At 70.5% G+C, this 22,571-nt stretch carries 19 protein-coding genes; 6 read left to right on the top strand and 13 right to left on the bottom strand.

Annotation, left to right across the window (positions count from 1 at the left end; all coding sequences use genetic code 11):
• Window positions 1-44: 44 nt before the first annotated feature.
• From ACFVST_RS08285 to hisC, 5 genes are all read right to left on the bottom strand, one after another.
• Window positions 45-1,658, bottom strand: a complete 1,614-nt coding sequence (locus tag ACFVST_RS08285; RefSeq protein WP_390148099.1) for a GAF domain-containing sensor histidine kinase — start codon at window positions 1,656-1,658, stop codon at window positions 45-47.
• Between the two features lie 53 nt (window positions 1,659-1,711).
• Complete coding sequence (gene cydD, locus ACFVST_RS08280; RefSeq protein WP_390148097.1) at window positions 1,712-5,248, bottom strand: thiol reductant ABC exporter subunit CydD; 3,537 nt, start codon at window positions 5,246-5,248, stop codon at window positions 1,712-1,714.
• Window positions 5,249-5,279: 31 nt separating this feature from the next.
• Window positions 5,280-6,284 (bottom strand): cytochrome d ubiquinol oxidase subunit II, encoded by a 1,005-nt coding sequence (cydB, locus tag ACFVST_RS08275; RefSeq protein ID WP_390148095.1) that lies wholly within the window; start codon window positions 6,282-6,284, stop codon window positions 5,280-5,282.
• 26 nt (window positions 6,285-6,310) lie between these two features.
• Window positions 6,311-7,813 carry a cytochrome ubiquinol oxidase subunit I gene (locus ACFVST_RS08270; protein ID WP_390148093.1) on the bottom strand — a complete coding sequence of 501 codons (1,503 nt, stop codon included), beginning with the start codon at window positions 7,811-7,813 and terminating at the stop codon, window positions 6,311-6,313.
• Window positions 7,814-8,103: 290 nt separating this feature from the next.
• Window positions 8,104-9,183: a histidinol-phosphate transaminase gene (hisC, locus tag ACFVST_RS08265; protein WP_390148091.1), complete on the bottom strand. Its 1,080-nt coding sequence runs from the start codon at window positions 9,181-9,183 to the stop codon at window positions 8,104-8,106.
• 459 nt (window positions 9,184-9,642) lie between these two features.
• On the opposite strand from hisC, the gene ACFVST_RS08260 reads away from it, so the two are divergent.
• From ACFVST_RS08260 to ACFVST_RS08245, 4 genes are all read left to right on the top strand, one after another.
• Entirely contained in the window at window positions 9,643-10,764 is a 1,122-nt protein-coding gene (locus ACFVST_RS08260) for a LacI family DNA-binding transcriptional regulator (protein ID WP_390148089.1), read from the top strand.
• Between the two features lie 265 nt (window positions 10,765-11,029).
• Window positions 11,030-12,139: a metallophosphoesterase gene (locus ACFVST_RS08255; protein WP_390148087.1), complete on the top strand. Its 1,110-nt coding sequence runs from the start codon at window positions 11,030-11,032 to the stop codon at window positions 12,137-12,139.
• Between the two features lie 146 nt (window positions 12,140-12,285).
• Complete coding sequence (locus ACFVST_RS08250) at window positions 12,286-13,167, top strand: hypothetical protein (RefSeq protein WP_390148085.1); 882 nt, start codon at window positions 12,286-12,288, stop codon at window positions 13,165-13,167.
• 105 nt (window positions 13,168-13,272) lie between these two features.
• Complete coding sequence (locus tag ACFVST_RS08245) at window positions 13,273-14,082, top strand: aminoglycoside adenylyltransferase domain-containing protein (protein WP_390148083.1); 810 nt, start codon at window positions 13,273-13,275, stop codon at window positions 14,080-14,082.
• A 48-nt stretch (window positions 14,083-14,130) separates the two neighbouring features.
• Here ACFVST_RS08245 and ACFVST_RS08240 read toward each other — a convergent pair whose 3' ends face one another.
• The gene (locus tag ACFVST_RS08240; RefSeq protein WP_390148081.1) at window positions 14,131-14,631 is read right to left on the bottom strand and encodes a hypothetical protein; all 501 of its coding nucleotides are present in this window, start codon (window positions 14,629-14,631) and stop codon (window positions 14,131-14,133) included.
• Window positions 14,632-14,723: 92 nt separating this feature from the next.
• Window positions 14,724-14,852: a hypothetical protein gene (locus ACFVST_RS08235; RefSeq protein ID WP_390148270.1), complete on the bottom strand. Its 129-nt coding sequence runs from the start codon at window positions 14,850-14,852 to the stop codon at window positions 14,724-14,726.
• A 77-nt stretch (window positions 14,853-14,929) separates the two neighbouring features.
• On the opposite strand from ACFVST_RS08235, the gene ACFVST_RS08230 reads away from it, so the two are divergent.
• Window positions 14,930-16,486, top strand: coding sequence for a recombinase family protein (locus ACFVST_RS08230; protein ID WP_390148079.1), 1,557 nt, complete (start codon window positions 14,930-14,932; stop codon window positions 16,484-16,486).
• 144 nt (window positions 16,487-16,630) lie between these two features.
• Here the strand turns inward: ACFVST_RS08230 and ACFVST_RS08225 are convergent, their stop codons facing one another.
• From ACFVST_RS08225 to ACFVST_RS08205, 5 genes are all read right to left on the bottom strand, one after another.
• Complete coding sequence (locus ACFVST_RS08225) at window positions 16,631-18,100, bottom strand: replication initiator (protein WP_390148077.1); 1,470 nt, start codon at window positions 18,098-18,100, stop codon at window positions 16,631-16,633.
• Window positions 18,101-18,246: 146 nt separating this feature from the next.
• The gene (locus tag ACFVST_RS08220; protein WP_390148075.1) at window positions 18,247-18,909 is read right to left on the bottom strand and encodes a DUF2637 domain-containing protein; all 663 of its coding nucleotides are present in this window, start codon (window positions 18,907-18,909) and stop codon (window positions 18,247-18,249) included.
• A gap of 48 nt (window positions 18,910-18,957) precedes the next feature.
• Window positions 18,958-20,355 (bottom strand): cell division protein FtsK, encoded by a 1,398-nt coding sequence (locus tag ACFVST_RS08215; protein WP_390148073.1) that lies wholly within the window; start codon window positions 20,353-20,355, stop codon window positions 18,958-18,960.
• Entirely contained in the window at window positions 20,356-20,562 is a 207-nt protein-coding gene (locus tag ACFVST_RS08210; RefSeq protein WP_390148071.1) for a hypothetical protein, read from the bottom strand.
• The gene (locus tag ACFVST_RS08205; protein WP_390148069.1) at window positions 20,559-20,915 is read right to left on the bottom strand and encodes a hypothetical protein; all 357 of its coding nucleotides are present in this window, start codon (window positions 20,913-20,915) and stop codon (window positions 20,559-20,561) included. The genes ACFVST_RS08210 and ACFVST_RS08205 overlap by 4 nt, the downstream gene beginning before the upstream one ends.
• A 188-nt stretch (window positions 20,916-21,103) precedes the next feature.
• On the opposite strand from ACFVST_RS08205, the gene ACFVST_RS08200 reads away from it, so the two are divergent.
• Complete coding sequence (locus tag ACFVST_RS08200; protein ID WP_390148067.1) at window positions 21,104-21,505, top strand: GntR family transcriptional regulator; 402 nt, start codon at window positions 21,104-21,106, stop codon at window positions 21,503-21,505.
• Here ACFVST_RS08200 and ACFVST_RS08195 read toward each other — a convergent pair.
• The gene (locus tag ACFVST_RS08195; RefSeq protein ID WP_390148066.1) at window positions 21,486-21,611 is read right to left on the bottom strand and encodes a hypothetical protein; all 126 of its coding nucleotides are present in this window, start codon (window positions 21,609-21,611) and stop codon (window positions 21,486-21,488) included. The genes ACFVST_RS08200 and ACFVST_RS08195 overlap by 20 nt on opposite strands.
• Window positions 21,612-22,571 lie beyond the last annotated feature (960 nt).

Raw genomic sequence — 22,571 nt, 5'->3', positions numbered from 1 at the left:
CCCGCCACGGCGCCCGGCCGGCGCACCCCGCGGCTGCCGGGTCGTCAGTACGGGGCCTGCCAAGTGACCGTCGTTCCGGTGCCGTTGGGGCCGAGGCCGGGGCCGTGACCGCTCTCGCCGCCGAGGGACTCCGCACGCCGCTCCAGATTGCGCAGCCCGCTGCGGCGCCCGGAGTCGGGCATTCCGACCCCGTCGTCCGCGACGGTGAGCCGTACGCCGGGCCGGCCGTCGGCGAGTACCGCGTCCGCGTCCACGGTGACCTCGATACGGGAGGCGTGGGCGTGCCGGAAGGCGTTCGACAGCATCTCGCGCAGGGCGGCGACCAGGTTCTTCCGGGTGGGCTCGCCGACCGAGCGCAGCGGGCCGCGGAAGCGGTGGGCCGGGGTGAAGCCGAGCGGCACCGCGGCCATGGTGATCTCCCGCAGGACCCGGGCGCGCAGCCCGGCCGGTTCCTCGGACTGCTCCGGCTGGAGGGCGAAGACCGCGGTCCGGATCTCCTGGATGGTGACGTCGAGTTCGGCGACGGCCTTGCCCACGCCCTCCCTTACCTGCGGGATCCGGGACCCGCGCTGGGCGTCCTCCAGCATCATGCCGGTGGCGAACAGCCGCTGGATCACCAGGTCGTGCAGATCGCGGGCGATCCGGTCGCGGTCCTCGAAGACGGCCAGCCGCTCCCGGTCGCGCTGCGCCTCGGCCAGTACCAGGGCCAGCGCCGCCTGGGCGGCGAAGCGTGCGGCGAGGGTGCGTTCCGCTTCGGTGAAAGGGGGCGAGCCGGTCCACCGCGGCGTCATCAGCACGCCGAGCACCCGGCCGTCGCTGTGCAGCGGCAGCAGCATCACCGGTCCGAAACCGGCGGCGAGACCGGCGCCCGGACCGGTGGCGAGCGCCGGGTCCTCCGCCGCGTCCTCGATGAACACCGCGTTCCCGGCGAGGAGTTGGGCGGCCAGCGCACTGTGCGGGCCGATGACGGCGCCGAGCATCCGGGAGGGGCGCTGCGAGGAGACCGCGGCCACTTCGAGCCCAACGCCGGCGGTCGGCAGCAGTACGAGCCCGGCGGCCGAGCCGGAGAGCCGGCGGGCCTGCTCGGCGACGGTCTGGAGTGCCTCGTCGGTGTCGCCGCCGGAGAGCAGGGCGGTGCTGACGGCGGCCGAGCCGTCGATCCAGCGTTCCCGTCTGCGGGCCGCCTCGTAGAGCCGGGCGTTGCCGATGGCGATGCCCGCCTCGGCCGCGAGCACCCGCATCAGATGCACGTCCTCCGGCCCGAAGGCGCCGCCCCCGCCCCGCCGCTCCAGCCGCAGCCGCCCGTACGGTTCGCCCGCGACCCGCACCGGCACCTCCAGCACGTCGGCGGCCGGTTCCGGACCGGTGGCGGGCTCGCGCGGGGTGCGGTGGGCGGTGGCGCGGGGGATGTGGGTCCCGGCGCCGGTGGTCCCGGTGGTTTCGTCGACGAGGAGGGTGGCGGTGCGGGCGGTGGCGAGTTCCACGGCGGTCTCGCAGATACGGCGGAGGGTGGCGTCCAGGTCGAGCCCGGTGCCGACGGACCGCATGGCGTCGAGCAGCCGCCGTACCCGGCCCGTCCGCGCCGCCTCGGCCTCGCCCGGCGGTCGCCCGGACGACTCCGCCGGGCCGGGTGGGGTGGGCGGACCTGGAGCTGCCATGCCCCGAGAGTAATAAGTCCCCTTTGCCCGGGAAAGTCGGCCGGGGGCACCTCTCAGATGGCGGCGCCGACGGCCGGTACCGCGTCGGCCGCGCCCCGGGCCCCCTCCGTGGCGAGCTCCCGGTCCCGCATCCGACGGAACGGGCCGTCGGCAGCGGCCAGTTGGGCGGGAGTGCCGTGCTGCACCAATCTGCCGTCGGCCAGTACCAGCACCTCGTCCACCGCTTCCAGACCGGCCAGCCGGTGGGTGATCAGTACGGTGGCGCGGCCCTCGGTGGCGGCCAACAGATCGGCGGTGAGGGCGTCCGCGGTGGCCAGGTCCAGATGTTCGGCGGGCTCGTCCAGGACCAGGACGGGGAAGTCGGCGAGGAGCGCTCGGGCGAGTGCGAGCCGTTGCCGCTGCCCGCCGGAGAGCCGCGCCCCGTGCTCCCCGACCAGGGTGTCCAGGCCGTGCGGCAGCGAGTCGGCCCAGTCCAGCAGCCGGGCCCGGGAGAGCGCGGCGCGCAGTTCCTCCTCGGTGGCGTCCCGCCGTGCCAGCAGCAGGTTCTCCCGTACCGAGCTGTCGAAGAGGTGGGCGTCCTGGGCGCAGAGGCCGACCAGGTGGCGTACCGCGTCCCCGTCCAGGGTGCGGGCGTCCGCGCCGGCCAGGGTGTAGTCGCCGCTCTCCTGGTCCAGGAAGCGCAGCAGGACCTGGGCAAGAGTGGTCTTGCCGGAGCCGGAGGGGCCGACCACGGCGATCCGGCGGCCCCGCTCCAGGGTGAGCGCGACCCCGTCCAGCGCGGGCCGCCGCTGCCCGGGGTGGCGGGCCGTCAGCCCGTGCAGCCGCAGCGGGAACGGCCCGTCGGGCGCGGGCCGCGGGTCGGCCGGTTCGCGTACCGGTTCCGGGGCGTCCAGGACCTCGGTGATACGGCGGGCGCCGACCGCCACCCGCTGCCGGTACTGGGCGGCGAGCGGCAGGCCGAGTACCGCTTCGAAGGCGGCGAGCGGGGTGAGGACGACCACCGCGAGGGCGACCCCGTCGAGCCGCCCGGTGTGCACCGCGGCGGTGCCGAGCAGGGCGCAGGCGGTGACGGTGAGGCCGGTGACCAGCGCGGTGAGGCCGTTGCCGAGCGCCGTGGCGGTGGCGGTACGGGCGGCGAGCGCGGTGAGTACCGCATCGGCCCGCCGGGTACGCGCCAGCCGCTCCGGCAGCGCACCGGCGACGGTCAATTCCGCGGTGCCGGTGAGGAGTTCGGTGATCCGGACGGCGAGCGCGCCGCGGGCCGGGGCGAGCCGCCGCCCGGCCCGCCGCGCCACCGCCGCGGAGAGCAGTGGTACGCCCACCCCGGCGCAGAGCAGTCCGGCGGCGAGGGCGAGTCCGGCCGAGGGCAGCAGCCAGGCGGTGAAGCCGACGGTTCCGGCACCGACCACGGCGGCCGCGGCGGCCGGCAGCAGCCAGCGCAGCCAGTAGTCCTGGAGCCCGTCGACATCGGCGACCAGGCGGGTCAGCAGATCACCGCGGCGGGTACGGCGCAGCCCGGCGGGCGCCAGCCGCTCCAGCCGCCGGTAGACGGCGACCCGGGTGTCGGCCAGCATCCGCAGCACCACATCGTGCGAGACCAGCCGCTCGGCATAGCGGAAGCAGGCGCGGCCGATACCGAAGGCGCGGGTGGCGGTCACCGCGACCATCAGATACAGCACCGGCGGCTGCTGCGAGGCACGGGAGATGAGCCAGCCGGAGGTGGCCATCAGCCCGACCGCGCTGCCCAGCGCGAGGCTGCCCAGCAGCAGGGCGAGCCCGAGCCGACCGCGCCGCGGCCCGGCCAGCCCCCGCACCCAGGCCAGAGCGGAGCGGCTGCCGGGCGCCGTACCGGGAGTCGGTTCCGGGGCGGGTGCTGCGGAACCGACGCCCGTGGGCTCGGGCGGGCGGGCGAGGCGGGGTGCCGCCGGCTCGGGTGCTGTCGCCGGTTCCGGTGGGGTGATTCGCAGGACGCGGTCGGCGAGGGGGAGCAGCGCGGGGCGGTGGGCGACGAGGAGGACGGTGCGGCCGCGAGCGAGGCGGCGTACCGCGTCGACCACGTCGGCCTCGGTGGCGCCGTCGAGCGCGGCCGTCGGCTCGTCCAGCAGCAGCACCGGGCGGTCGGCGAGGAACGCGCGGGCGAGGGCGAGGCGTTGGCGCTGCCCGGCGGAGAGCCCGGCACCGTCCTCACCGAGTTCGGTGGCCGCGCCCTCGGGCAGGGCGTCCACGAAGTCCAGCGCCCCTGCCTCCCGCAGTGCGGTGCGCAGCGCGGTGTCGTCGGCCTCGGGCCGGGCCAGCCGGACGTTCTCGGCGATGGTCCCGGCGTAGAGCTGGGGCCGCTGCGGTACCCAGGCGATCTGCCGGTGCCAGGTCTCGCGGGGGAGCGCGGCGAGGTCGGTGCCGTCGACGGTGACGCGGCCGGAGGTGGGGGCGGTGAAGCCCAGCAGTACCTGGAGGAGGGTGGACTTGCCGGCGCCACTGGGCCCGGTCAGCGCCACCGTCTCCCCTGGGCTCAGGGTGAGCGTGGCCTCGTCCAGGGCGGGCAGGGAGCGGCCCTCGTACCGCACGGTGACCCCTTCGAGGCGGATCTCACCGGCCGGGGTCCGCGGTTCCGGGTGGGTGATCTCCCGCCGCGGGTGCGGGAGTTCGAGGACGGCGAAGATCTCCTCGGCCGCGGCCAGCCCCTCGGCGGCCGCGTGGTACTGCGCCCCGACCTGGCGTACCGGCAGATAGGCCTCCGGGGCGAGGATCAGGATGAGGAGGCCGGTGGCGAGGTCCAGCTCGCCGCGTACCAGCCGCATCCCGATGGTGACCGCGACCAGCGCCACCGAGAGGGTGGCGAGCAGTTCCAGCGCGAAGGAGGAGAGGAAGGCGATCCGCAGGGTCCGGAGGGTGGCCCGCCGGTACTCGCCGGTGATGCGGCGAATCGACTCGGCCTGTGCCTTGGCCCGGCCGAAGACCTTGAGCGTGGGCAGCCCGGCGACCACATCGAGGAAGTGGCCGGAGAGCCGGGAGAGCAGCCGCCACTGGCGGTCCATCCGGGACTGGGTGGCCCAGCCGATGAGCACCATGAAGACCGGGATCAGCGGCAGGGTGCCGGCGATGATCGCGGCCGAGACCCAGTCCTCGGTGACGATCCGGGCGAGGACCGCGGCCGGCACCACCACGGCCAGGCCCAACTGGGGCAGATAGCGGGCGAAGTAGTCGTCCAGCGCGTCCACCCCGCGGGTGGCCACCGCGACCAGTGAGCCGGTGCGCCGACCGGTCGGCAGCTCCGGTCCCAGTTCGGCGGCCCGGGCCAGCAGCCGGCCTCGCAGCTCGGACTTGACCGCCGCACCGGCCCGATGGGCGGCGAGTTCGGTGAGCCAGCCGACGGCTCCACGGCCGAGGGCGGTGGCCGCCAGCAGCAGAAGCGGGGTACGCAGATCGTCCACCGTGAGCCCGTGCCGGAAGGCCCCGGCCACCACTTCGGCGATCAGCATCGCCTGGGCCACCACCAACCCCGCCCCGGCCAGCCCGAGGAGCACCACGGCGAGCAGGAAGAAGCGGGTGGCCCGGGCGTACCGGAGCAGACGCGGGTCGATCGGTTTCACGTGAAACACCCTCGCTACAGGGAGTCGGCGGTCAGTGCGCGGAGTCGGCGATATGCCGGGTCCCGATCCGCTTCCGGAACACCCAGTACGTCCAGGACTGGTAGAGCAGCACCACCGGGGTGGCGATGCCGGCGCACCAGGTCATGATCTTCAGGGTGTAGGGGCTGGACGAGGCGTTGCTTGCGGTGAGGCTCCAACTCCCGTTCAGCGAGGAGGGCATGACGTCCGGGAAGAGCGAGAGGAAGAGCATCGCCACGGTGGCCGCGATGGCCAGCCCCGAGCAGGCGAAGGCCCAGCCCTCCCGTCCCCGCAGATTGGTGCCGAGCGCGGCGGCGAGTGCGGCCACCGCGACCACCAGCGCCACCAGGCTCCACCGGTCCCCGCTGTGCGCCTGCGTCCAGAGCAGGAAGCCGAGCGCCAGCACCGCGGCGATCGGCCCGCCCCGGGAGGCGAGCCGCCGGGCCCGGTCGCGGATCTCGCCGACGGTCTTGAGCGCGACGAAGACCGTGCCGTGGAAGGTGAAGACGGTCAGCGTGACCAGCCCGCCGAGCAGTGCGTAGGGGTTCAGCAGATCGAGCACCGTGCCCACGTACTCGCCGTGCCGGTCGATCGGCACGCCGTGCACGATGTTGCCGAAGGCGACGCCCCAGAGGAAGGCGGGCAGCAGGGAGGTCCAGAAGATGGCGTGCTCCCAGTTCCGCTGCCACCGGTCCTCGGGCCGCTTGGCGCGGTACTCGAAGGCGACACCTCGCACGATCAGGCAGACCAGGATGAGCAGCAGCGGCAGATAGAAGCCGGAGAAGAGGGTCGCGTACCACTCGGGGAAGGCGGCGAAGGTGGCGCCGCCCGCGGTGAGCAGCCAGACCTCGTTGCCGTCCCAGACCGGGCCGATGGTGTTGATCAGCACCCGCCGCTCGGTCCGGTCGCGGGCGAGCAGCTTGGTGAGGATGCCCACCCCGAAGTCGAAGCCCTCCAGGAAGAAGTAGCCGGTCCACAGGACCGCGATGAGCACGAACCAGACGTCGTGGAGTGCCATGCCTTAGCTCCTGTCTCCTCGGCCGCTCAGTACGAGAAGGCCATCGGGCGGTCCGCGTCGCGGTCGCCGCCGATCCGGGTGGGCGGGTTGAGGTCGTCGTCGGTCAACTCGGGCGGGCCCGCCTTCACATACTTGGCGAGCAGCCTGACCTCGATGAACGCGAGCACGGCGTAGAGCAGGGTGAAGACGATCAGCGAGGTGAGGACCTCGCCCTCGGAGACACCGGGGGAGACGGCGTTCCGGGTGCGCAGCACGCCGTAGACCACCCAGGGCTGGCGGCCCATCTCGGTGAAGATCCAGCCCCAGGAGTTCGCAATCAGCGGGAAGCCCAGCGTCCAGACGGCCAGCCGCCAGAACCAGACCCCGGTACGGGCGCCGAGCGGGCGGCGGAACGGGACCAGGTGCGGCATCTCGTCCTCACCGGTGCGCAGCGGCGCGGGCAGCATGAACTTTCTCCGGGTGAGCCAGAGCCCGGCGAGCCCGAGGGCGAAGGAGGACATCCCGAAGCCGATCATCCAGCGGAACCCCCAGAAGGTGACCGGGATGTTGGGCCGGTAGTCGCCGGGCCCGAACCTCTGCTGCTCCGCCTTGTTGACGTCGTTGATGCCCGGCACAAACGAGCTGAAGCTGTCGTCGGCGAGGAAGGAGAGCAGCCCGGGGATCTCCACGGCCACCGTGTTGTGGCCCTTCTGCACATCGCCGTAGGCGAAGACGGAGAACGGGGCGGGGGCCCGGCCGTTCCAGAGGGCCTCGGCGGCGGCCATCTTCATCGGCTGCTGCTTGAACATGACCTTGCCCAGTTGGTCGCCGCTGACGGCGGTGAGCAGTCCGGCGACGACCATCGTGACCAGGCCGAGGCGGAGCGAGGTCCGCATCACCCGGATGTGCTTCTTCCGCAGCAGATGGAAGGCGGAGATCCCGACCATGAAGGCGCCGCCGGTCAGAAAGGCCGCAGTGAGGGTGTGGAAGGCCTGCGCCAGTGCGGTGTTCTGGGTGAGGACCGCGAGGAAGTCGGTCAGCTCGGCCCGGCCGGTGGCGTGATTCATGCGGTACCCGACGGGGTGCTGCATCCAGGAGTTGGCGGCCAGGATGAAGAACGCGGAGAGCACGGTGCCGATCGCGACCATCCAGATCGTCGCCAGATGGATCTTCTTGGGCAGCTTGTCCCAGCCGAAGATCCACAGACCGATGAAGGTGGACTCGAAGAAGAACGCGATCAGCGCCTCGAAGGCCAGCGGAGCGCCGAACACGTCGCCGACGAAGCGCGAGTAGTCCGACCAGTTCATCCCGAACTGGAACTCCTGGACGATGCCGGTGACCACGCCCATGGCGATGTTGATCAGAAAGAGCTTCCCCCAGAACTTGGTGGCCCGGAGGTACTTCTCGTTACCGGTACGCACCCAGGCGGTCTGCAGGCCGGCGGTGAGCGCGGACAGCGAGATCGTCAGGGGGACGAAGAGGAAGTGGTAGACGGTGGTGATTCCGAACTGCCAGCGCGCCAGGGTCTCCGGCGCCAAAGCCAACTCCACGTCGCCTTCTCCTTACGTCGCGGTGCCCGGTCCGCCCGCCCCGGGGGTGCGGGGCCGGTGGACCGGGATCAAGCTGGACCAAGCCTACGCAAATAGCACACGCTTGTGAATGCGTTCACATTCACAAGCATTATGCCGTACCGATTTCTCCCCCTTCACACGGGGGGTCCCCTACGTGTGGAAGAACCCGGGACGCCGGATCAGGCGACCGGAGACGCACATGGCTGACCGGCCGGACCGCACTCGGTCCGGCCGGTCAGCCGCGGGGTCGCCAGAGCTTCTCGTGCCGCCTACAGCTCCTTGCGGAAGGCGGCCGCGGCGGTCAGGAAGATGTCATTGGCCTCGGTCTCCCCGACGGTGACCCGCACGCCCTCCCCCGCGAACGGCCGCACCACCGCACCGGCCCGCTCGCAGGCCGCCGCGAAGTCCATCGTCCGCTCGCCCAGGCGCAGCCACACGAAATTGGCCTGCGTCTCGGGCACCGTCCAGCCCTGCCCGATGAGCGACTCCACCACCCGGCCGCGCTCGACCACCAACGAGCCGACCCGGCCCAGGAGTTCGTCCTCGGCACGCAGTGAGGCCACCGCGGCGTCCTGCGCCAGTTGACTCACCCCGAACGGCACCGCCGTCTTGCGCAGCGCCGCCGCCACCGGTTCGTGTGCCACCGCGAAGCCGACCCGCAGCCCGGCCAGACCGTAGGCCTTGGAGAAGGTGCGCAGCACACAGACATTGGGCCGGTCCCGGTACAGCTCGATACCGTCCGGCACCTCCCGATCCCGGATGAACTCGCGGTACGCCTCGTCCAGCACCACCAGTACGTCGTCCGGCACCCGGTCCAGGAAGCGCTCCAGCTCGGCCCGGCGGACCACGGTGCCGGTGGGGTTGTTGGGGTTGCAGACGAAAATCAACCGGGTCCGGTCGGTGATCGCCGCCGCCATCGCGTCCAGGTCGTGCACCTCACCCGGCGTCAGCGGCACCTGCACCGAACGGGCCCCGCTGATCTGCGTGATGATCGGGTACGCCTCGAACGACCGCCAGGCGTAGATCACTTCGTCGCCTGGACCAGAAGTGGCCTGAAGTAGCTGCTGTGCCACGCCCACCGAGCCGGTGCCGGTGGCCAGATGGGAGAGGGGCACCCCGAAGCGGTCGGCCAGCTCGGCCATCAGACCGGTGCAGGCCATGTCCGGGTAGCGGTTGAAGCTCCCCGCCGCGGCCACCGTGGTCTCCAGCACCCCGGGCAGCGGCGGGTAGGGGTTCTCGTTGGAGGACAGCTTGTACGTCAGCGGACCGTCCTTGGCGGCCGGCTTGCCCGGGACATAGGCGGGCACACCCGCCAGCTCGGCACGCAGCTTCGGGGTCTTCTCGCTCACCGCATCCTCCTGCCGGCCGCAGCCGCTCGGGTTGGCTGAGGGGACTCACTCCCGCTTCAATACTGCACACCTTATGAGGATTGCCCTCCGCTGCGAACAGGGTCGTCGGCGAGAGGTGCTCTGAGCAGCCGGAAGTCCCCGCCCAAGATCACTTCGAGGACAAAGAAGGATCTTCCCGCGCCGGGTGGGACAGAACGGAGGGGGCGCTTCCGCTCCGGGCGCGCGCCGGTGGCTGGCGCCGTGGCGCGCATCGCTCGTGAAGGTGAGTTGAGACCTGTTCGAAACATCGATCATTTGGCAGGCACCCACGGGTCACCATCCCCCCATCCACCGGCCAAATGCCTAACTGACATACTTTCAAAGGCACCTGATGGGTAATCACCTTGCAGAAACGTGCCTCTATGGGCGTGCATATGCGTCCGCACCACCCCACCCCATGAGCCCTACTATCGGCTCGCCATGACAGCAGCAGGGAAGCACCAGGTGAGCCGCGCGGAAACCACCCGGAGGACCCGCCGGCCGGGCCGAGCGGGCATCAGAGACGTGGCCGCAGCCGCCGGGGTCTCCATCACCACCGTCTCGGACGCCCTCAACGGGAAGGGCCGGCTCCCCGACGCCACCCGACGCCATGTACGCGAGGTGGCCGACCGGCTCGGCTACCGGCCCTCCGCCGCCGCCCGCACCCTGCGCACCGGCAAATCCGGACTCATCGGCCTCACGGTGACCACCTACGGGGATGAACCTTTCACCTTCACCGAGTTCGCCTACTTCGCCGAGATGGCGAGGGCGGCCACCTCGGCGGCGCTCGCCCGCGGCTACGCCCTGGTGATCCTGCCCGCCACCTCCCGCCGCAGCCCCGTCGACATCTGGTCCAACGTGGCACTCGACGGCACCGTCGTCATCGACCCGTCGGACAGCGACCCGGTCGTCGCCGAGCTGGTCCGGCAGGGTTTACCGGTCGTCTCCGACGGCCGCCCGGCTGACTCGCTGCCGGTCACCGCCTGGGTCGACAACGACCACGAGGCCGCGGTCACCGGCATCCTGGACCACCTCGCGGAGGCCGGCGCCCGCCGTATCGGACTGCTCACCGGGACCACCACCGACACGTACACCCACCTCTCCACCACCGCCTACCTCCAGTGGTGCCGGCGGGTGGGGCAGGCCCCGGTCTATGAGAGCTATCCCGCGCACGACCCGTGCGCCAGTGCCGTCGCGGCCGACCGGCTGCTGGCCCGGCCCGACCGGCCGGACGCCGTCTACGGACTCTTCGACCCCAACGGCACCGATCTGCTGGCCGCCGCCCGCCGCTACGGGCTGCGCGTCCCGGACGATCTGCTGCTGGTGTGCTGCAGCGAGTCCACCGTCTACGCCACCACCGAGCCACCCGTCACCACGCTCTCCCTCCAGCCGCGGCGGATCGGCACCGCGGCGGTGCAACTGCTGATCGACGCCATCGAGGGGGTCGATTCCGGTGAACCGGTCGAGCAGGTGATACCGACGGAGCTGATCGTGAGGACGTCCTCCCGCCGCCGCCCGCCGCGCACCACGGTCTCCGCACCGCGCTCGCCGGGGCCGGGGTAGCGGGACGCAGGGCGGCGGCGAGGCCGTCGGACGCCCCGAAGTCCGACGGATCCACGCCGCCCTGTACCGGGGAGAGCGAATCGGCCAGTGCCCAACTCCGCCCCAACCCGGGCGAAAGGCACAGTGATTCGGGGTCAGGTCAGGATTGACCACCCCTGGGTCATCACACAGCGCGATCCGCGTTCCTATGATGGGCGCAGGACACCGCGGGCCGCTGCGACCAGGCAGTCCGATCAGGTGCAGTTGCGGCACAGTGGAGGGGTCGATGACTCAGGGGGCCGGCCAAGGACCCGAGATGCGGACGGCGACGCTGCGCGACTTCCGGGTGCCCGCCTATGTGCAGCAGCCCACCGCCAAGCGGTCCGGCGAGCCCGACGGCACCGGTCAGGCCGGTGAGTTCCGCTTCGTCCCCCCGGCCGAGGCGGCCGACGGCGACGCCGAGACGCCCGAGGGGTACACACCGACCCAGCACGACCTGCCGGTGATCCGCCGCGGTGACACCCTCCAGGTCCCCGTCGCCCAGCAGCCCGAGGACGCCGAGGCGGAGGACGAGGGCCACGGCCCGCTCTATGTCGTCGGCGATGTCCACGGCTATCTCGACGAGTTGCTCGCCGCCCTCGCCGCCCAGGGCCTCACCGACGCCGAGGGCAACTGGACCGCCGGCAACGCCCGCCTCTGGTTCCTCGGCGACTTCACCGACCGCGGCCCCGACGGCATCGGCGTCATCGACCTGGTGATGCGCCTCTCCGCACAGGCCGCCGCGGCCGGCGGCTACTGCAAGGCCCTCCTCGGCAACCACGAGCTGCTGCTGCTGGGCGCCCGCCGCTTCGGCGACACCCCGGTCAACTCCGGTGCCGGTACGGCCACTTTCCAGGCCGCCTGGCTTCTCAACGGCGGCCAGAAGACCGATATGGAGCGCCTCCAGGACCACCACCTCCAGTGGATGGCCCGCCTCGACGCGATGGAGCTGGAGGACGGCCATCTGCTCACCCACTCCGACACCACCGCCTACCTCGACTACGGCGACTCCATCGAGGCGGTCAACGACACCGTGCGCGAGACCCTGACGCGCAATGACGCCGATGAATGCTGGGACCTCTTCCGGAAGTTCACCAAGCGCTTCGCCTTCCGCGACGAGAGCGGCCCGCAGGCCGTACGCAAGCTCCTCGACACCTTCGGCGGCGAGCGCATCGTGCACGGCCACAGCCCCATCCCCTATCTGCTGGGGGAGGTCGGCTCCGAGGACGGCGAGGACGGCACCGGGCCCACCGTCACCGGGCCGCACATCTACGCCGAGGGCCTGGCCATCGCCATGGACGGCGGGGTGACCATGGCCGGAAAGCTGCTGGTGCAGCAGCTTCCGCTGGCCGGTTGACCGTTGCCCCACCGCGCAATTCCGTTATTTCCCTGTCACTGCGCGCAGTGACCGATCTACCATCGGTCCATCCGTAGCAGGCTCCCCTCCGTTTCTGCCCTCCGGGCCCGCAACCAGCGTGCCCAAGCCCTACGGAGCATCGGGGGATGCAGATGAACAGCGCTCCGCACCTGCTGAACGAGGACCGCCGAGACGTCGAGCGGCTCCTCGACGAGGCGCTGCGCTCGGCGCCGTCCACCGCGGGCGCCACCCGCCCGCTCAGCACCGGACAACTACGCACCATGGCCCTCGGCGCCATCGCCCTGATCACGGCCGCCGCGTCCGACGAGTACCGCGAGTACGTCAAGATCCGCACCGAGTCGCGCACCCGGCCGGCCCGGACCGCGCCCGCCGCAGCACCGCCGGCCCGCGGGACGGCACCGCTCGGCGTGGCGGCAGGAGGCGTGGCGGGCGGCTTCCCGGGTGCGGGCAGAACCGGTCCGGCGGATCCGGGCGGTCCGGCCGGGGCCGGGCTCGCCGCGGTGGTCACCGTACTGGCACCCGTCCTGGCCGGGGCCGCGGCGGTGATCTTCCTGCTGGCGGGGTGGTTGCTCGGGCTGCTCGATCCGGCGCCCGGGGCCGCCCGCACCCTGCTCGTCACCGGCTGGGTCTTCACCGCGCTCACCGCGGCCGCGATCCTGCTGGCCGCGGTCGGCCTGCTGCTCACCGCCCTGCGCAACGGGTCCACCTCGCTGCGCGCCGCCGACACCCGCGCCCAGGACGAGGAGCTGGCCCGCGCCCGCGAGGCCTGGCACCGGGCGCTGCTCGACCGGGGCATCCTGCCGTTCCTCCGGGACGCGCTGGCCGAGCCGGTCAGCGGGGCGAGCCGGGACCGCAGGGCCGAGGGCGGACAACTGCCGCACCTCGGCTACCACCGGCCCGGCTTCACCAGCCCCGGCGGCGAACCCTCCACCGGCTCGCACCCCACCTTCAGCAGCCCCGACTTCACCAGCCCCGACTTCGGCGGCCCGGAGCACCAGCCGGACTGACCGGCACCGGGGCCGCGTACGCGGTGTGCCCGGTGTGTCCGCAGGTCGGGGCCGGGTGCCGGGGTCGCGATGCGGGAACGCGGGGGAGCTGGCAGCCTGGCGAATGTGCTGGTGCATCCTCTCGTACACGAGACCGCGGAGCAGTACCTGTCACTGGTGGACGAGACCGTCCCCGGGCTGGTCGAGGGGCTGTATCTGACCGGGTCCGCGGCGCTGGGGGACTTCGTGCCCGGGCACAGCGACATCGACTTCGTCGCCGTCTCCGCCAGCCCTGCCACACCCGCCCAGGCGCACGCCCTCACCGAGGTGCACAAGCTGCTCTCGGTGCGCTATCCACGGCCCCACTTCGACGGCCCCTATGTCACCTGGCGGCAGTTGGCCGACGATCCGGCCGGGGTGCCGCCGGGGCCGCACGCCCACGCCGGGCGGCTGCGGCACCCGTCCTCCGCCGGCCGTACCCCCGTCGTCTGGCACACCCTGGCCCGCCACGGCATCCCGCTGCGCGGCCCGGACCCCGCCCTGCTCACCGTGGACACCGATCCGGTCGGCCTGGCCCGCTGGACCGATCGCAATCTGGACCTGTACTGGCGGCCCTGGTGGCGCCGCAGTTCCCGACTCGGCACCCCGGCGGGCCTGGCCTGCCTCGGCTCCTGGGCACCGGCCTGGGGCGTACTCGGGGTGAGCCGGATGCACTGCACCCTGGCCACCGGCGAGATCGTCTCCAAGTCCGCGGCCGGTGACTACGCCCGCGACGTCTTCGGTCCGCGCTGGCACCGCATCCTCGACGAGTGCCTCCGCATCCGCCGCACCACCGACCCCCACTCCCGCTACCACTCCCCCCTCACCCGCCGCCGCGACGCCCTCGCCTACGTGGACACCACCATCGAAGCCGCCCACCGCCTGACCCGGCCCTGACCACACCGGGCAGTGAACTGCCGCTTCCGGGCGGGGACTTCACCCGGCCTAGAGGTAGTCGAAGTACCGCACCCACCAGTCGACCCGGCCCCCGGGGCGGTACCGGGCCAGCGGGCTCGGGCCGTCGTACGGGCGGGTGAGCAGGCGCTCGGGGATCGGCACATACCCCAGGTCGGCGATGGCACGCTCCACTCTCCGCAGGTCGTCGGCAGCGAGCGCGCCCGCCTGTACCGCCTCTTCGTTATCGGAGTAGACGCCCGGGTTCTCGGCGGCCACGACCGCCATCGAGCCGAAGTTGCTCACCGATACGGTGATCCGCTCCCCGCACGCCGCGGCCTGCGCCGGCACCTCGACCCTGGCGTGCAGGCTCGCGTCCTGGACCTGGCGATCGGCTGTGCAGCGGGTGCCGAAGTCCTCCTCCAGCCTGGCCACCAGCCGCTCGAACAAGGCCCGTGTCGCGGCGTGGTCGTAGCCGGGTGGCCGCTCCATCAGCACCGGATCGTCCAGGCGGTGGAGGAGGACCTCCAGTTCGACCTCGCTGTATGCCATCCGCCCATGATGACGGGCGGCTGCCGGCGCCCGGCCCGGTCGCGGCGGGCCCCTCGGTTCGGGGCCCGCCCCGTCGGCTGCGGTTTCCGCGGTCAGTCCGCGATCGGGAGGTACACGCGGTTGCCTCCCGCGGCGAATTCGCGGGACTTCCGCGCCATGCCCTCCTCCACCTCCTGCCGGGTGCCGCCGTGCTCACGGCGGATGTCCTGGCTGATCTTCATCGAGCAGAACTTTATTAGAAACGCCACATGCTAGATTGCTTCCCCGACCTGACAGAACACGGAGTTGAGGGGGAGATGTGGCCGCACGGGACGAGGTAGTCAACAGGCTTCGAGGAGTGCCGGCCGATGTTCCGTCGGTGGCCGAAGTCCAAGCGATGCTGGCCGCAAATCCAGCGATCAAGTGCGTGGTCTGCTACACCCGTATCTCGTTCGACGGACGGGCAAAGGACGCTCATGGCATCGAGGACCAGCACCGCGAACTCACGGGCAAGGCGAAGGAGCTCGATTGGCTGGTCGTCTACCGGTATACAGACAACGACAAGAGCGCCAGCAAAGAAGAAGTCGTCCGGGACGACTTCGAGCAGATGCTTGTGGACCTGAACGCAGGCCGCACACCAGAGGGGTACCCCATCCACGGCGTCATGGCGATCAATGACGACCGGCTGTACCGGCGGCCCGGCGACTGGGAGCGGTATCTCCGCGCTTTCACGGCCCACCCCGATCGCGTCTACTTCGATTCCAACGGGCTCCAGGACCTCTACGCCGAAGGGTTCGAGGTCAAGGGGCTTGTGGGCGTCGCCATGTCGCTGGCCGAAACGAGGAAGAAACAGCGCCGCAGTCGCACCAGCCATCACAACCGCGCGGTCCGGGGACAGTCGGTATCCGCCTGGCGTCCCTTCGGCTGGGACGACGACAAGATCACGCTTCGGCCCCAGGAGGCAGCAGCGATCCGCCAGGCCGTGAAGGACGTGATCGCTGGAGCATCAATCAGCGAAGTCACCGCGCAGTGGAAAAAGGCAGGCTTCCTGACCAGCCGGGGCAACCCCTTCCAGTACGCGACCGTGAAACAAGTACTCCTCAACGCCCGACTCTGCGGTTACCGCGAGATCAAGGGCGAGTTGGTACGCGGCGAGGATGAGCAGCCCATCGTGGGTGAGTGGGAAGCCGTCGTCACGCCCAAGGAGTGGTTCGCCGTCGTGGCCTCGATCAGAAAGCGGGGTCAAGGAGCCGGTCAGCCACGCGGCGGTCTTGTCCACAAGTACTTGCTGACCGGCATCCTTCGCTGCGGCAGCGTGCTGGACGACGGCACCACCTGCAACAACAAGATGATCGGCCTCAAGGCAAACGCCTGGGTCAGCTACAGGCACGCATACATGTGCAAGAAGACCGTGGACGGCGGTTGCAATAAGACGTACAAGCGCGGCGATGAGACTGACAAGTACATAGAACGGCTGGTCAGAGCCAAGCTCAAGAAGGAGGCCGCCGCCGCTGCTCAAGAGGTCCCAGAGTGGACGAGGGGCAACGAACTAGAGGCCGCCGTCAGGCGAAGGAATGCTCTCGAACAACGCTGGCAGACCGGCGAGATTGACGACGAGGCCTTCTTCCGCAACCTCCCAGCTCTCGACTCGCTCGTAAAGGAGTTGCGCGCCGACCAGGCGGCGCATCAGGCACTCGTCGTGGCTGCTGAGGAAGCCACGACCGATATCGACATGGAGTGGAAAGGAAAGACGCTCACCCAGAAGCGAGAGATGATCAAGCGCGTGCTTCACGCTGTCATCGCGGAACCGAGCGGCAAGGGCCGGAAGCCGTTCGACGTGGACCAGCTCAGGCCGGTGTGGCGCTCTTCCGAGTGAGGGAGACCCCAAGGATTTCCCCTATGCGGCGAAGCTGGGAGTCGCCGAGTGGCGGTGCGTCACGCAAGCAGCGCTCGACCCAACGGTCCACGGCTTCTGCATCACACGTCATCGACCGCTTCACAGGAGACTCAGTCGCCGCGGTCACTGCCACACCTCTCCTTCTGTCTTGGCGCGTTCGGCTTCATCACGTGCTCGGGCGCTGTCGTGGCGGGCCTGGGCGGCGAGGAGTTCTTCGCCGGGGCGGTAGCCGGTGCTGAGGTAGGTCCAGGAGGAGGCGGTGACGAGGGTGGTGTTGTCGTCGGTGGTGGGGTGGCCGGCGCGGATGCGGGCGGCTTCCGCTTGGGCGAGGCGCCAGGCGCGGCGTTGGTCGCGGAGTGCGCCGAGGGTGGTGGAGTAGGCGCGGGACTTGGTGGAGAAGTGGCCGCGGAAGCCGAGCATGTGTGCCCACTTCCAGAGCTTGAGGTGGGCGAACTCCGGTAGGTGGCCCAGAGCCCAGGCGGTACGGATCATTTGTCGCGCGTGTTGTTGGACGGGCAGGGCTTTGATGGGTTCGGCCTGTCCGGCGCCGTCGCAGTCGGTGCACCGGTCGTGGAAGCCGTCGGGGCCGCGTACGTAGCCCCGGCCAGTGCAGGGGCGGCACATGAGGGTGCGGTCTACGGTGCCCGCACCTTCGGCGTTCTTGGTGGCGTACTTGGCGACGTATCCGGCGACTTTGGCGTCGGTGAGTTCGCCGTCGCCGAGGGCGGTGATGGGGTCGACCTTGTACCGGTCGCCCCAGGTGATGGTGTGTTCGCCGATGGCGGCGGACTCGATAGTCAGCCGGGTGCGGCCGACTGCCAGACCCACGGCGACCTTGAGTGCGTCGAAGGTGGCCCAGGGCGGGGGTGGGGTGGTGTGGCCGTCGGGTCCGTCGAAGCGGATGACGGCGTGGAAGTGGACGAGGCCGCGTTTCTGGTATTCGGCGACTTTGGCGAAGGAGATGCGGAGGGCGGCGTTGAGCGATTTCTGTGGGATGCCGAGGTGTTCGGCGAGGGCGCGGCGCAGGTAGGTGGTGAAGCGTGACCAGAGTTGTCCGGCGTGGGCGTTCCAGAGCACGGCTCCGGTGTAGTCGTAGGTGGCCGGGTTGAGCGGGGTGCCCAACACCGGGTCGTCTTCGGGGTGTTGGGTGCCACAGTGGCAGGGGCGGGGGTTGCCCGTGTGGTCGGGTTTGTGGTGGTGAACGGGGCCGAAGGAGGGGGCGGTGAGGGTGACGAAGGCGCGGGGGTGGTGGCGGACGGTTTCGGCGACGGTCTTGCCACCGGAGAGCCCGGCCTTGATGAGGTGGTAGGTGTCGGCGGCGTAGACGCGAGAGCAGGCGGGGCAGCGGGAGGCGCGGCGGTTGCCGCAGGTAGTCAGCAGCCGTCCGGTGGGTTCGTCCTCGGAGCGGTAGGAGCGGACGACTTCCTTGGTGGCCGGGTCGGTGGTGAGGGTCCAGCCGTGGAGGTTGATGGGGCTGGTGCAGCCGCGCAGGTCGCGGACTTGCTGTTGTACGCGGTCGAAGTCGTGGGTGTTGGCCAGTTCGATCAGGTCCCGCAGGGCGGGGCTGATCACGTGGTGCAGGCAGGGGCGCATGGGGCGTGGGGCATCTTCCGGCGCGAGGGTGGGACCTGCGGGCAGCAGCAAGAAGTTGGGTTCGGGCTGCTGCCCGCAGGCATGACGGGTCGGCCCTGGGGCGGGCAGGGGGTGGGGGTGCCGGGAGGCCGGCGGGGAGTGCGGCTCTACAGGGCGCTGTGGAGGGCGGTGGCCATGGGCAGGCCGATGCCGAGTCGCCGTTTGAGCTGTGCCGCGGTGATGGGTTCGCCGTGCTCGGCCCGGTGGGACGCGGCGATGGAGCGTGCTTCGGTCAGCAGCGGCTCAGGCACCTTGACCGCAGGCGCAGGCGCAGGCGTTGCCGGGGCGGAGACCGGTTCGACGGAGGCCGGGACCGGCGCTTCGGCGGGTTCCGGTTCGGCAGTGGGCGCCGGGGTGCTTGCTTCGGCGGCGTCCACGTGGAAGGAGCGCAGGAGTTGCGGCCCGACCGCTCCCCAGCCGAGGAGCAGCAGGGGCGCCACCGCGTCCACTGCGGCGCGGCCGTAGTGCTCGGCGGTGATGGGTTCGGCGATGTTGAGGGCCAGGGTCAGCAGCCCCGAGACGTGCATCAGCCGGGTAGCCGCCTTCAACTGCTCGGGCGGAAGGCCGCGCAGGGACAGGTGGCGCAGGGCGACCAGCAGGCCGACCACGGACAGGTCCACCATCGGGGCGATGAGCGGTGCGATGGGGGCGGGGACGCCCAGGCGCAGGGCCAGGGTCCAGACGTTGCCGAAGGAGAAGACGAACGCCAGGGCGGCGATGACGCCCATGACGACGGTCACGGTGCGCTGGGTGATCCGGTCCTCGGACACAGAGAGTTCACCTCCCTTCCAAGTGCCTTGTAATCGCGGGGTGTTGGGTCAGGCAGCGAGCGGCATGGGGCCGTCGTCGTCCGGGCCGGGCTTGGTGAGGTCGACGGCGGGGAGCAAGTCGGCCGGATCGGCGGTCAGATGGTTGGTTGCGTGGGCTATGCCGGACGCCCACTCGTCCGGCACGTACGGGGTGCGGATGCGGGTGAAGCCGGGCTGTGACTGGTGGTTCATCGAGGCGACGCCGACGTAGGCAGGGTCCTGGAGGTTGATCGGGTTGGCGTCGGGCCATTCCCGGACGTCCTCACCGAGCGCGGCCACGGCGGCTTCGGCGGTCTTCTGCGCGAAGGACAGGCCGACGGGGCACACGTCGCGGATGAAGGTCGGGATGGCGTCCCCGGTGGTCTTCTGCGTGGCGAGGATGACGAGGATGCCCACCGAGCGGCCCTTCTTGACCAGGTCTTCCACGAGCCGGGCGTTCTCGGCGGCGAGCGCGGCCAGCTTCTTCGTCCGGGCGTCGCTGCCCTTGTGATCGCGGAAGTAGGTGTGCGCTTCGTCGATGATCAGCACGACCAGCGGCCACCTCTCGGACGGACCCACATCCCACACCGACTTCACACCGAGCACATCGCCGACCCGGGCCGAGCGCACACGCCGCAGGTCCACCAGCCGCTTGAACAGCTTGTTGGCCTCTTCGAGGTCATCGCCGACGAAGGCGAACATGCGCTGTACCCACGCGGCGTAGTCCCCCTCGTACGCGGCGGACACCTTGCCGTCCGCGCAGGCGAACTGCACCCACGACGCCGGCGCCCAGTCCGACAGAAGCCGATTGAGCAGCGAAGTCTTGCCCTTGCCGGGAAGACCACCCACGGTCATGCCGGGGACGTGCCGAAGGTCGAGGGACACCGGCTGTGCGTACTCGTCCACGCCCAGGTCCAGTTGGGCCACCTGCTTGGGCGCCTTGCCCGTGGGGCGATGCTCGGTGGGGAACTTCAGCGGATCGAGCCGCACACCCCGGATGACGACCGATCCCGGCTCGTCCTGGGTGACCGCCACCCGCGTGCACCGCCAGGCGTCCGCCAGGTGTGGGGCCGCCTTCTGATACTGCTCCAGACCGACCCCGGGCAGGCAGGCGGCCCGTGCGATCACCCCGTATGCGTCATGCGTGACCTTCAGCGCAGGCACCAGGACGCGGGGCTTGACGGGCTTGCCGTCCGTGTTCGCCAGCGAGGCCAGCGTGGTCGGCATCCTGTCCGTGGCGCACAGCTTCAGCATCTGCGCGAGCCGCTTCCACGTCCGCCGCACCCGCACGGCTTGGCGGATGGACTGCCTGGTCATGGCATCGGCCCGCAGATAGCGCACCACCCACAACACGCCCCACACGGCGAACACGACGACGCCGATCAGCGCGACGACAGGGACGAGGCCGGACACCTCCTGTACGGACATTCACTGCTCCTTGGATGTGTAGAGGAAGGCCGCGAGGGCCGATTCGAGAGCCATCCAGTCCTCAAGCGCCGCCATGCGCGGGTAGCCATAGCCGACGAGCACGGCCGCTACCGAGTTGACGAGCGATTCGGAGAACCGGGGGTCCGGCCCGGCGTGAGCCAGCGGGTAGCTGCGCTCAGCGCCGAACCAGAAAGCCGTGCCGCTCACGCGGCGTCAGCGGCCGGAGCCGGGGTGGCGAGGTCCAGGCGGTCGGCGCGGTAGGCGATGCCGTCCGACAGAGAGCCGTTGAAGATCCGCGCCCACGGGGTGGCGAACAGTTCCACCGGCATCACGGGCAGACCCGGCTTGAGGCCGTTGGGGAGACCGGTCTCCGGAACCGTGATCTTCAGCGCCTCCGCACGGTCCTCCTCCATGAAGAAGAGGGTGATCGTGAACAGCTTCGCGCCGGTCTCGCGGTCGGTGGCGAACTGGGTCTTCTCGGCGTCCGCGTACTTCGGCACCGGCAGGTTGCCGACCATGAACGATGCGGTGGGAAGCAGGCCAACACGGATACGGGCCATGGGAGTTACGTCCTTTCGGTAGGTGCTCCGCCGGGGTGGCGGGGCGAGAGCAACAGTGCACCACCCTGAATGGGTCCGTCAAGCGCCTAGCGCACATCGCACCTGTGGCAGGGTAAGCACGTAGGGGAAATGGGAGGTGCAACAGGGTCTTACTGCGGTAGACGGGCCAGGCCCGCTACGCTCGGGCTATGAAGCTGCCCAAGGACTCCGACACCCCGCCCTACCGCTTGGTCGCCGAGGAACTGCGGCGGCAGATCCGATCCGGCCGACTCAAGCCGGGCGAGCAGGTTCCTTCGTCCCGCGATCTGGAGGCGACCTACGAGATCGCCAACATGACCGCGCGTTCCGCGCTGCGCATGTTGCGCGACGAAGGGCTGATCAACACCATGCCGGGTCGCGGCAATTTCGTCGCTGATCCTCTGCCGGAGGCCGACCCGAAGGCCGGCACTCCCGAGGCGGCAAGCGGCGGGCGGATGCCCACGAAGGAATACGTCGAACTGTCGGAACGGCTGGATCAGATGGACAAGGCCATCGAAGAGATGCGCGAGTTCTTCCAGCGACTTGCAGCGTTCACTCAGCCTCCGAAGTAGCCTGCACGTTCTCTTCAATCTGCTGAGCAAGCCGCTTGACCTCCGCCATCTTGGCAACGAGTTCCGCGATCCGGGCCGCTATCTCTTCCGTCTCCTGCGTGTCCACGTTCTGGTCTTCTCCTCGGTGTGTTCCATGTAGATCTGCGCACCATGCAAGCCCGGAGTACTCACCACCCCGCTCGCCACCAGCGAGCCCGACGCATAACGGCTCGGCCACAACAGCCCTGGTGAGCCAGCCGGTAAGCGATCCTCGCGGCCACGGACACCACTCTGAGGGCCGAAACGGGCACCGGCACGGCCCGTTCCCGCCCCACGGGCAACCTCGCGCGGATTTCCCGCCCTGCGACGAAACGTTTCGCCTTCGTGTCCCGCGTGGCGCACTGCGCACCACCTCCTCACACTCCCCAAGTCCGTCGGGGAGCACCAATGGTCCAGAGAACCGCCGGTTTGGCTAACCGGCGATGTGCTGCTATGTTCCGCCGCTCCCTCCGTTTGCGGATCGCCTATAGAGGTGCGGAATTCCGCATCGGTGTGACACCAATTGCTGTGATCCACGCCACTCCTTTTCTTTTGGCTCCAGGGCCGGTCGGAGTCCCTGCCTTCACCTGCTACAGGTGTCGAGCACCCCAGTCCGTGTGACACCTCCCCGAGTGACCTGAGTCACTAGGCGGCCCATCTGTATCCCCAAGTAGGAGAAGGCCGCGATTCGTGACCGGCACCTGATTGCGAATCCATAACGTGGTGAGCGGTGCTCATTCATGACGAGAACCATGCAGTCCTCAGCCTGTGGATAAGTTCTGGCGACCATCGGAACGAATCAGAGGCAGTACGACTAATGCGGCGATAACGGCGTCTAGGTTGCGGAACGGATGGGAGCGGAGGACAGTGCGCACGGCCCTGCGACCGGCCGAGAGACCAGGGCATCGGTGCTGTTCAGAGTTTCTTTACTGGATCAAGGCGGCCCGCCTGCGGCGGGCCGCGGGGGGGGGGGGGCCGGGGGCCCCCCCCCGCCCAGACGGCCCCCCCCGCCCCCCCCCCCCCCCCCCCCCCCCCCCCCAAAAACAAA

It is taken from the genome of Streptomyces sp. NPDC058045 (assembly GCF_042885635.1).
In the GTDB taxonomy this organism is placed as follows: domain Bacteria; phylum Actinomycetota; class Actinomycetes; order Streptomycetales; family Streptomycetaceae; genus Streptomyces.
The sequence above is the reverse complement of the archived record's forward strand: the minus strand, read 5'-3'. Positions and strand labels throughout refer to the sequence as shown.

Coding starts and splice junctions, on each gene's coding strand:
- ACFVST_RS08285 (WP_390148099.1), bottom strand. CDS start 1,658: ATGGCAGCTCCAGGTCCGCCCACCCCACCCGGCCCGGCGGAGTCGTCC.
- cydB (WP_390148095.1), bottom strand. CDS start 6,284: ATGGCACTCCACGACGTCTGGTTCGTGCTCATCGCGGTCCTGTGGACC.
- ACFVST_RS08260 (WP_390148089.1), top strand. CDS start 9,643: ATGACAGCAGCAGGGAAGCACCAGGTGAGCCGCGCGGAAACCACCCGG.
- ACFVST_RS08255 (WP_390148087.1), top strand. CDS start 11,030: ATGACTCAGGGGGCCGGCCAAGGACCCGAGATGCGGACGGCGACGCTG.
- ACFVST_RS08250 (WP_390148085.1), top strand. CDS start 12,286: ATGCAGATGAACAGCGCTCCGCACCTGCTGAACGAGGACCGCCGAGAC.
- ACFVST_RS08240 (WP_390148081.1), bottom strand. CDS start 14,631: ATGGCATACAGCGAGGTCGAACTGGAGGTCCTCCTCCACCGCCTGGAC.
- ACFVST_RS08235 (WP_390148270.1), bottom strand. CDS start 14,852: ATGAAGATCAGCCAGGACATCCGCCGTGAGCACGGCGGCACCCGGCAG.
- ACFVST_RS08225 (WP_390148077.1), bottom strand. CDS start 18,100: ATGCGCCCCTGCCTGCACCACGTGATCAGCCCCGCCCTGCGGGACCTG.
- ACFVST_RS08215 (WP_390148073.1), bottom strand. CDS start 20,355: ATGTCCGTACAGGAGGTGTCCGGCCTCGTCCCTGTCGTCGCGCTGATC.
- ACFVST_RS08205 (WP_390148069.1), bottom strand. CDS start 20,915: ATGGCCCGTATCCGTGTTGGCCTGCTTCCCACCGCATCGTTCATGGTC.
- ACFVST_RS08200 (WP_390148067.1), top strand. CDS start 21,104: ATGAAGCTGCCCAAGGACTCCGACACCCCGCCCTACCGCTTGGTCGCC.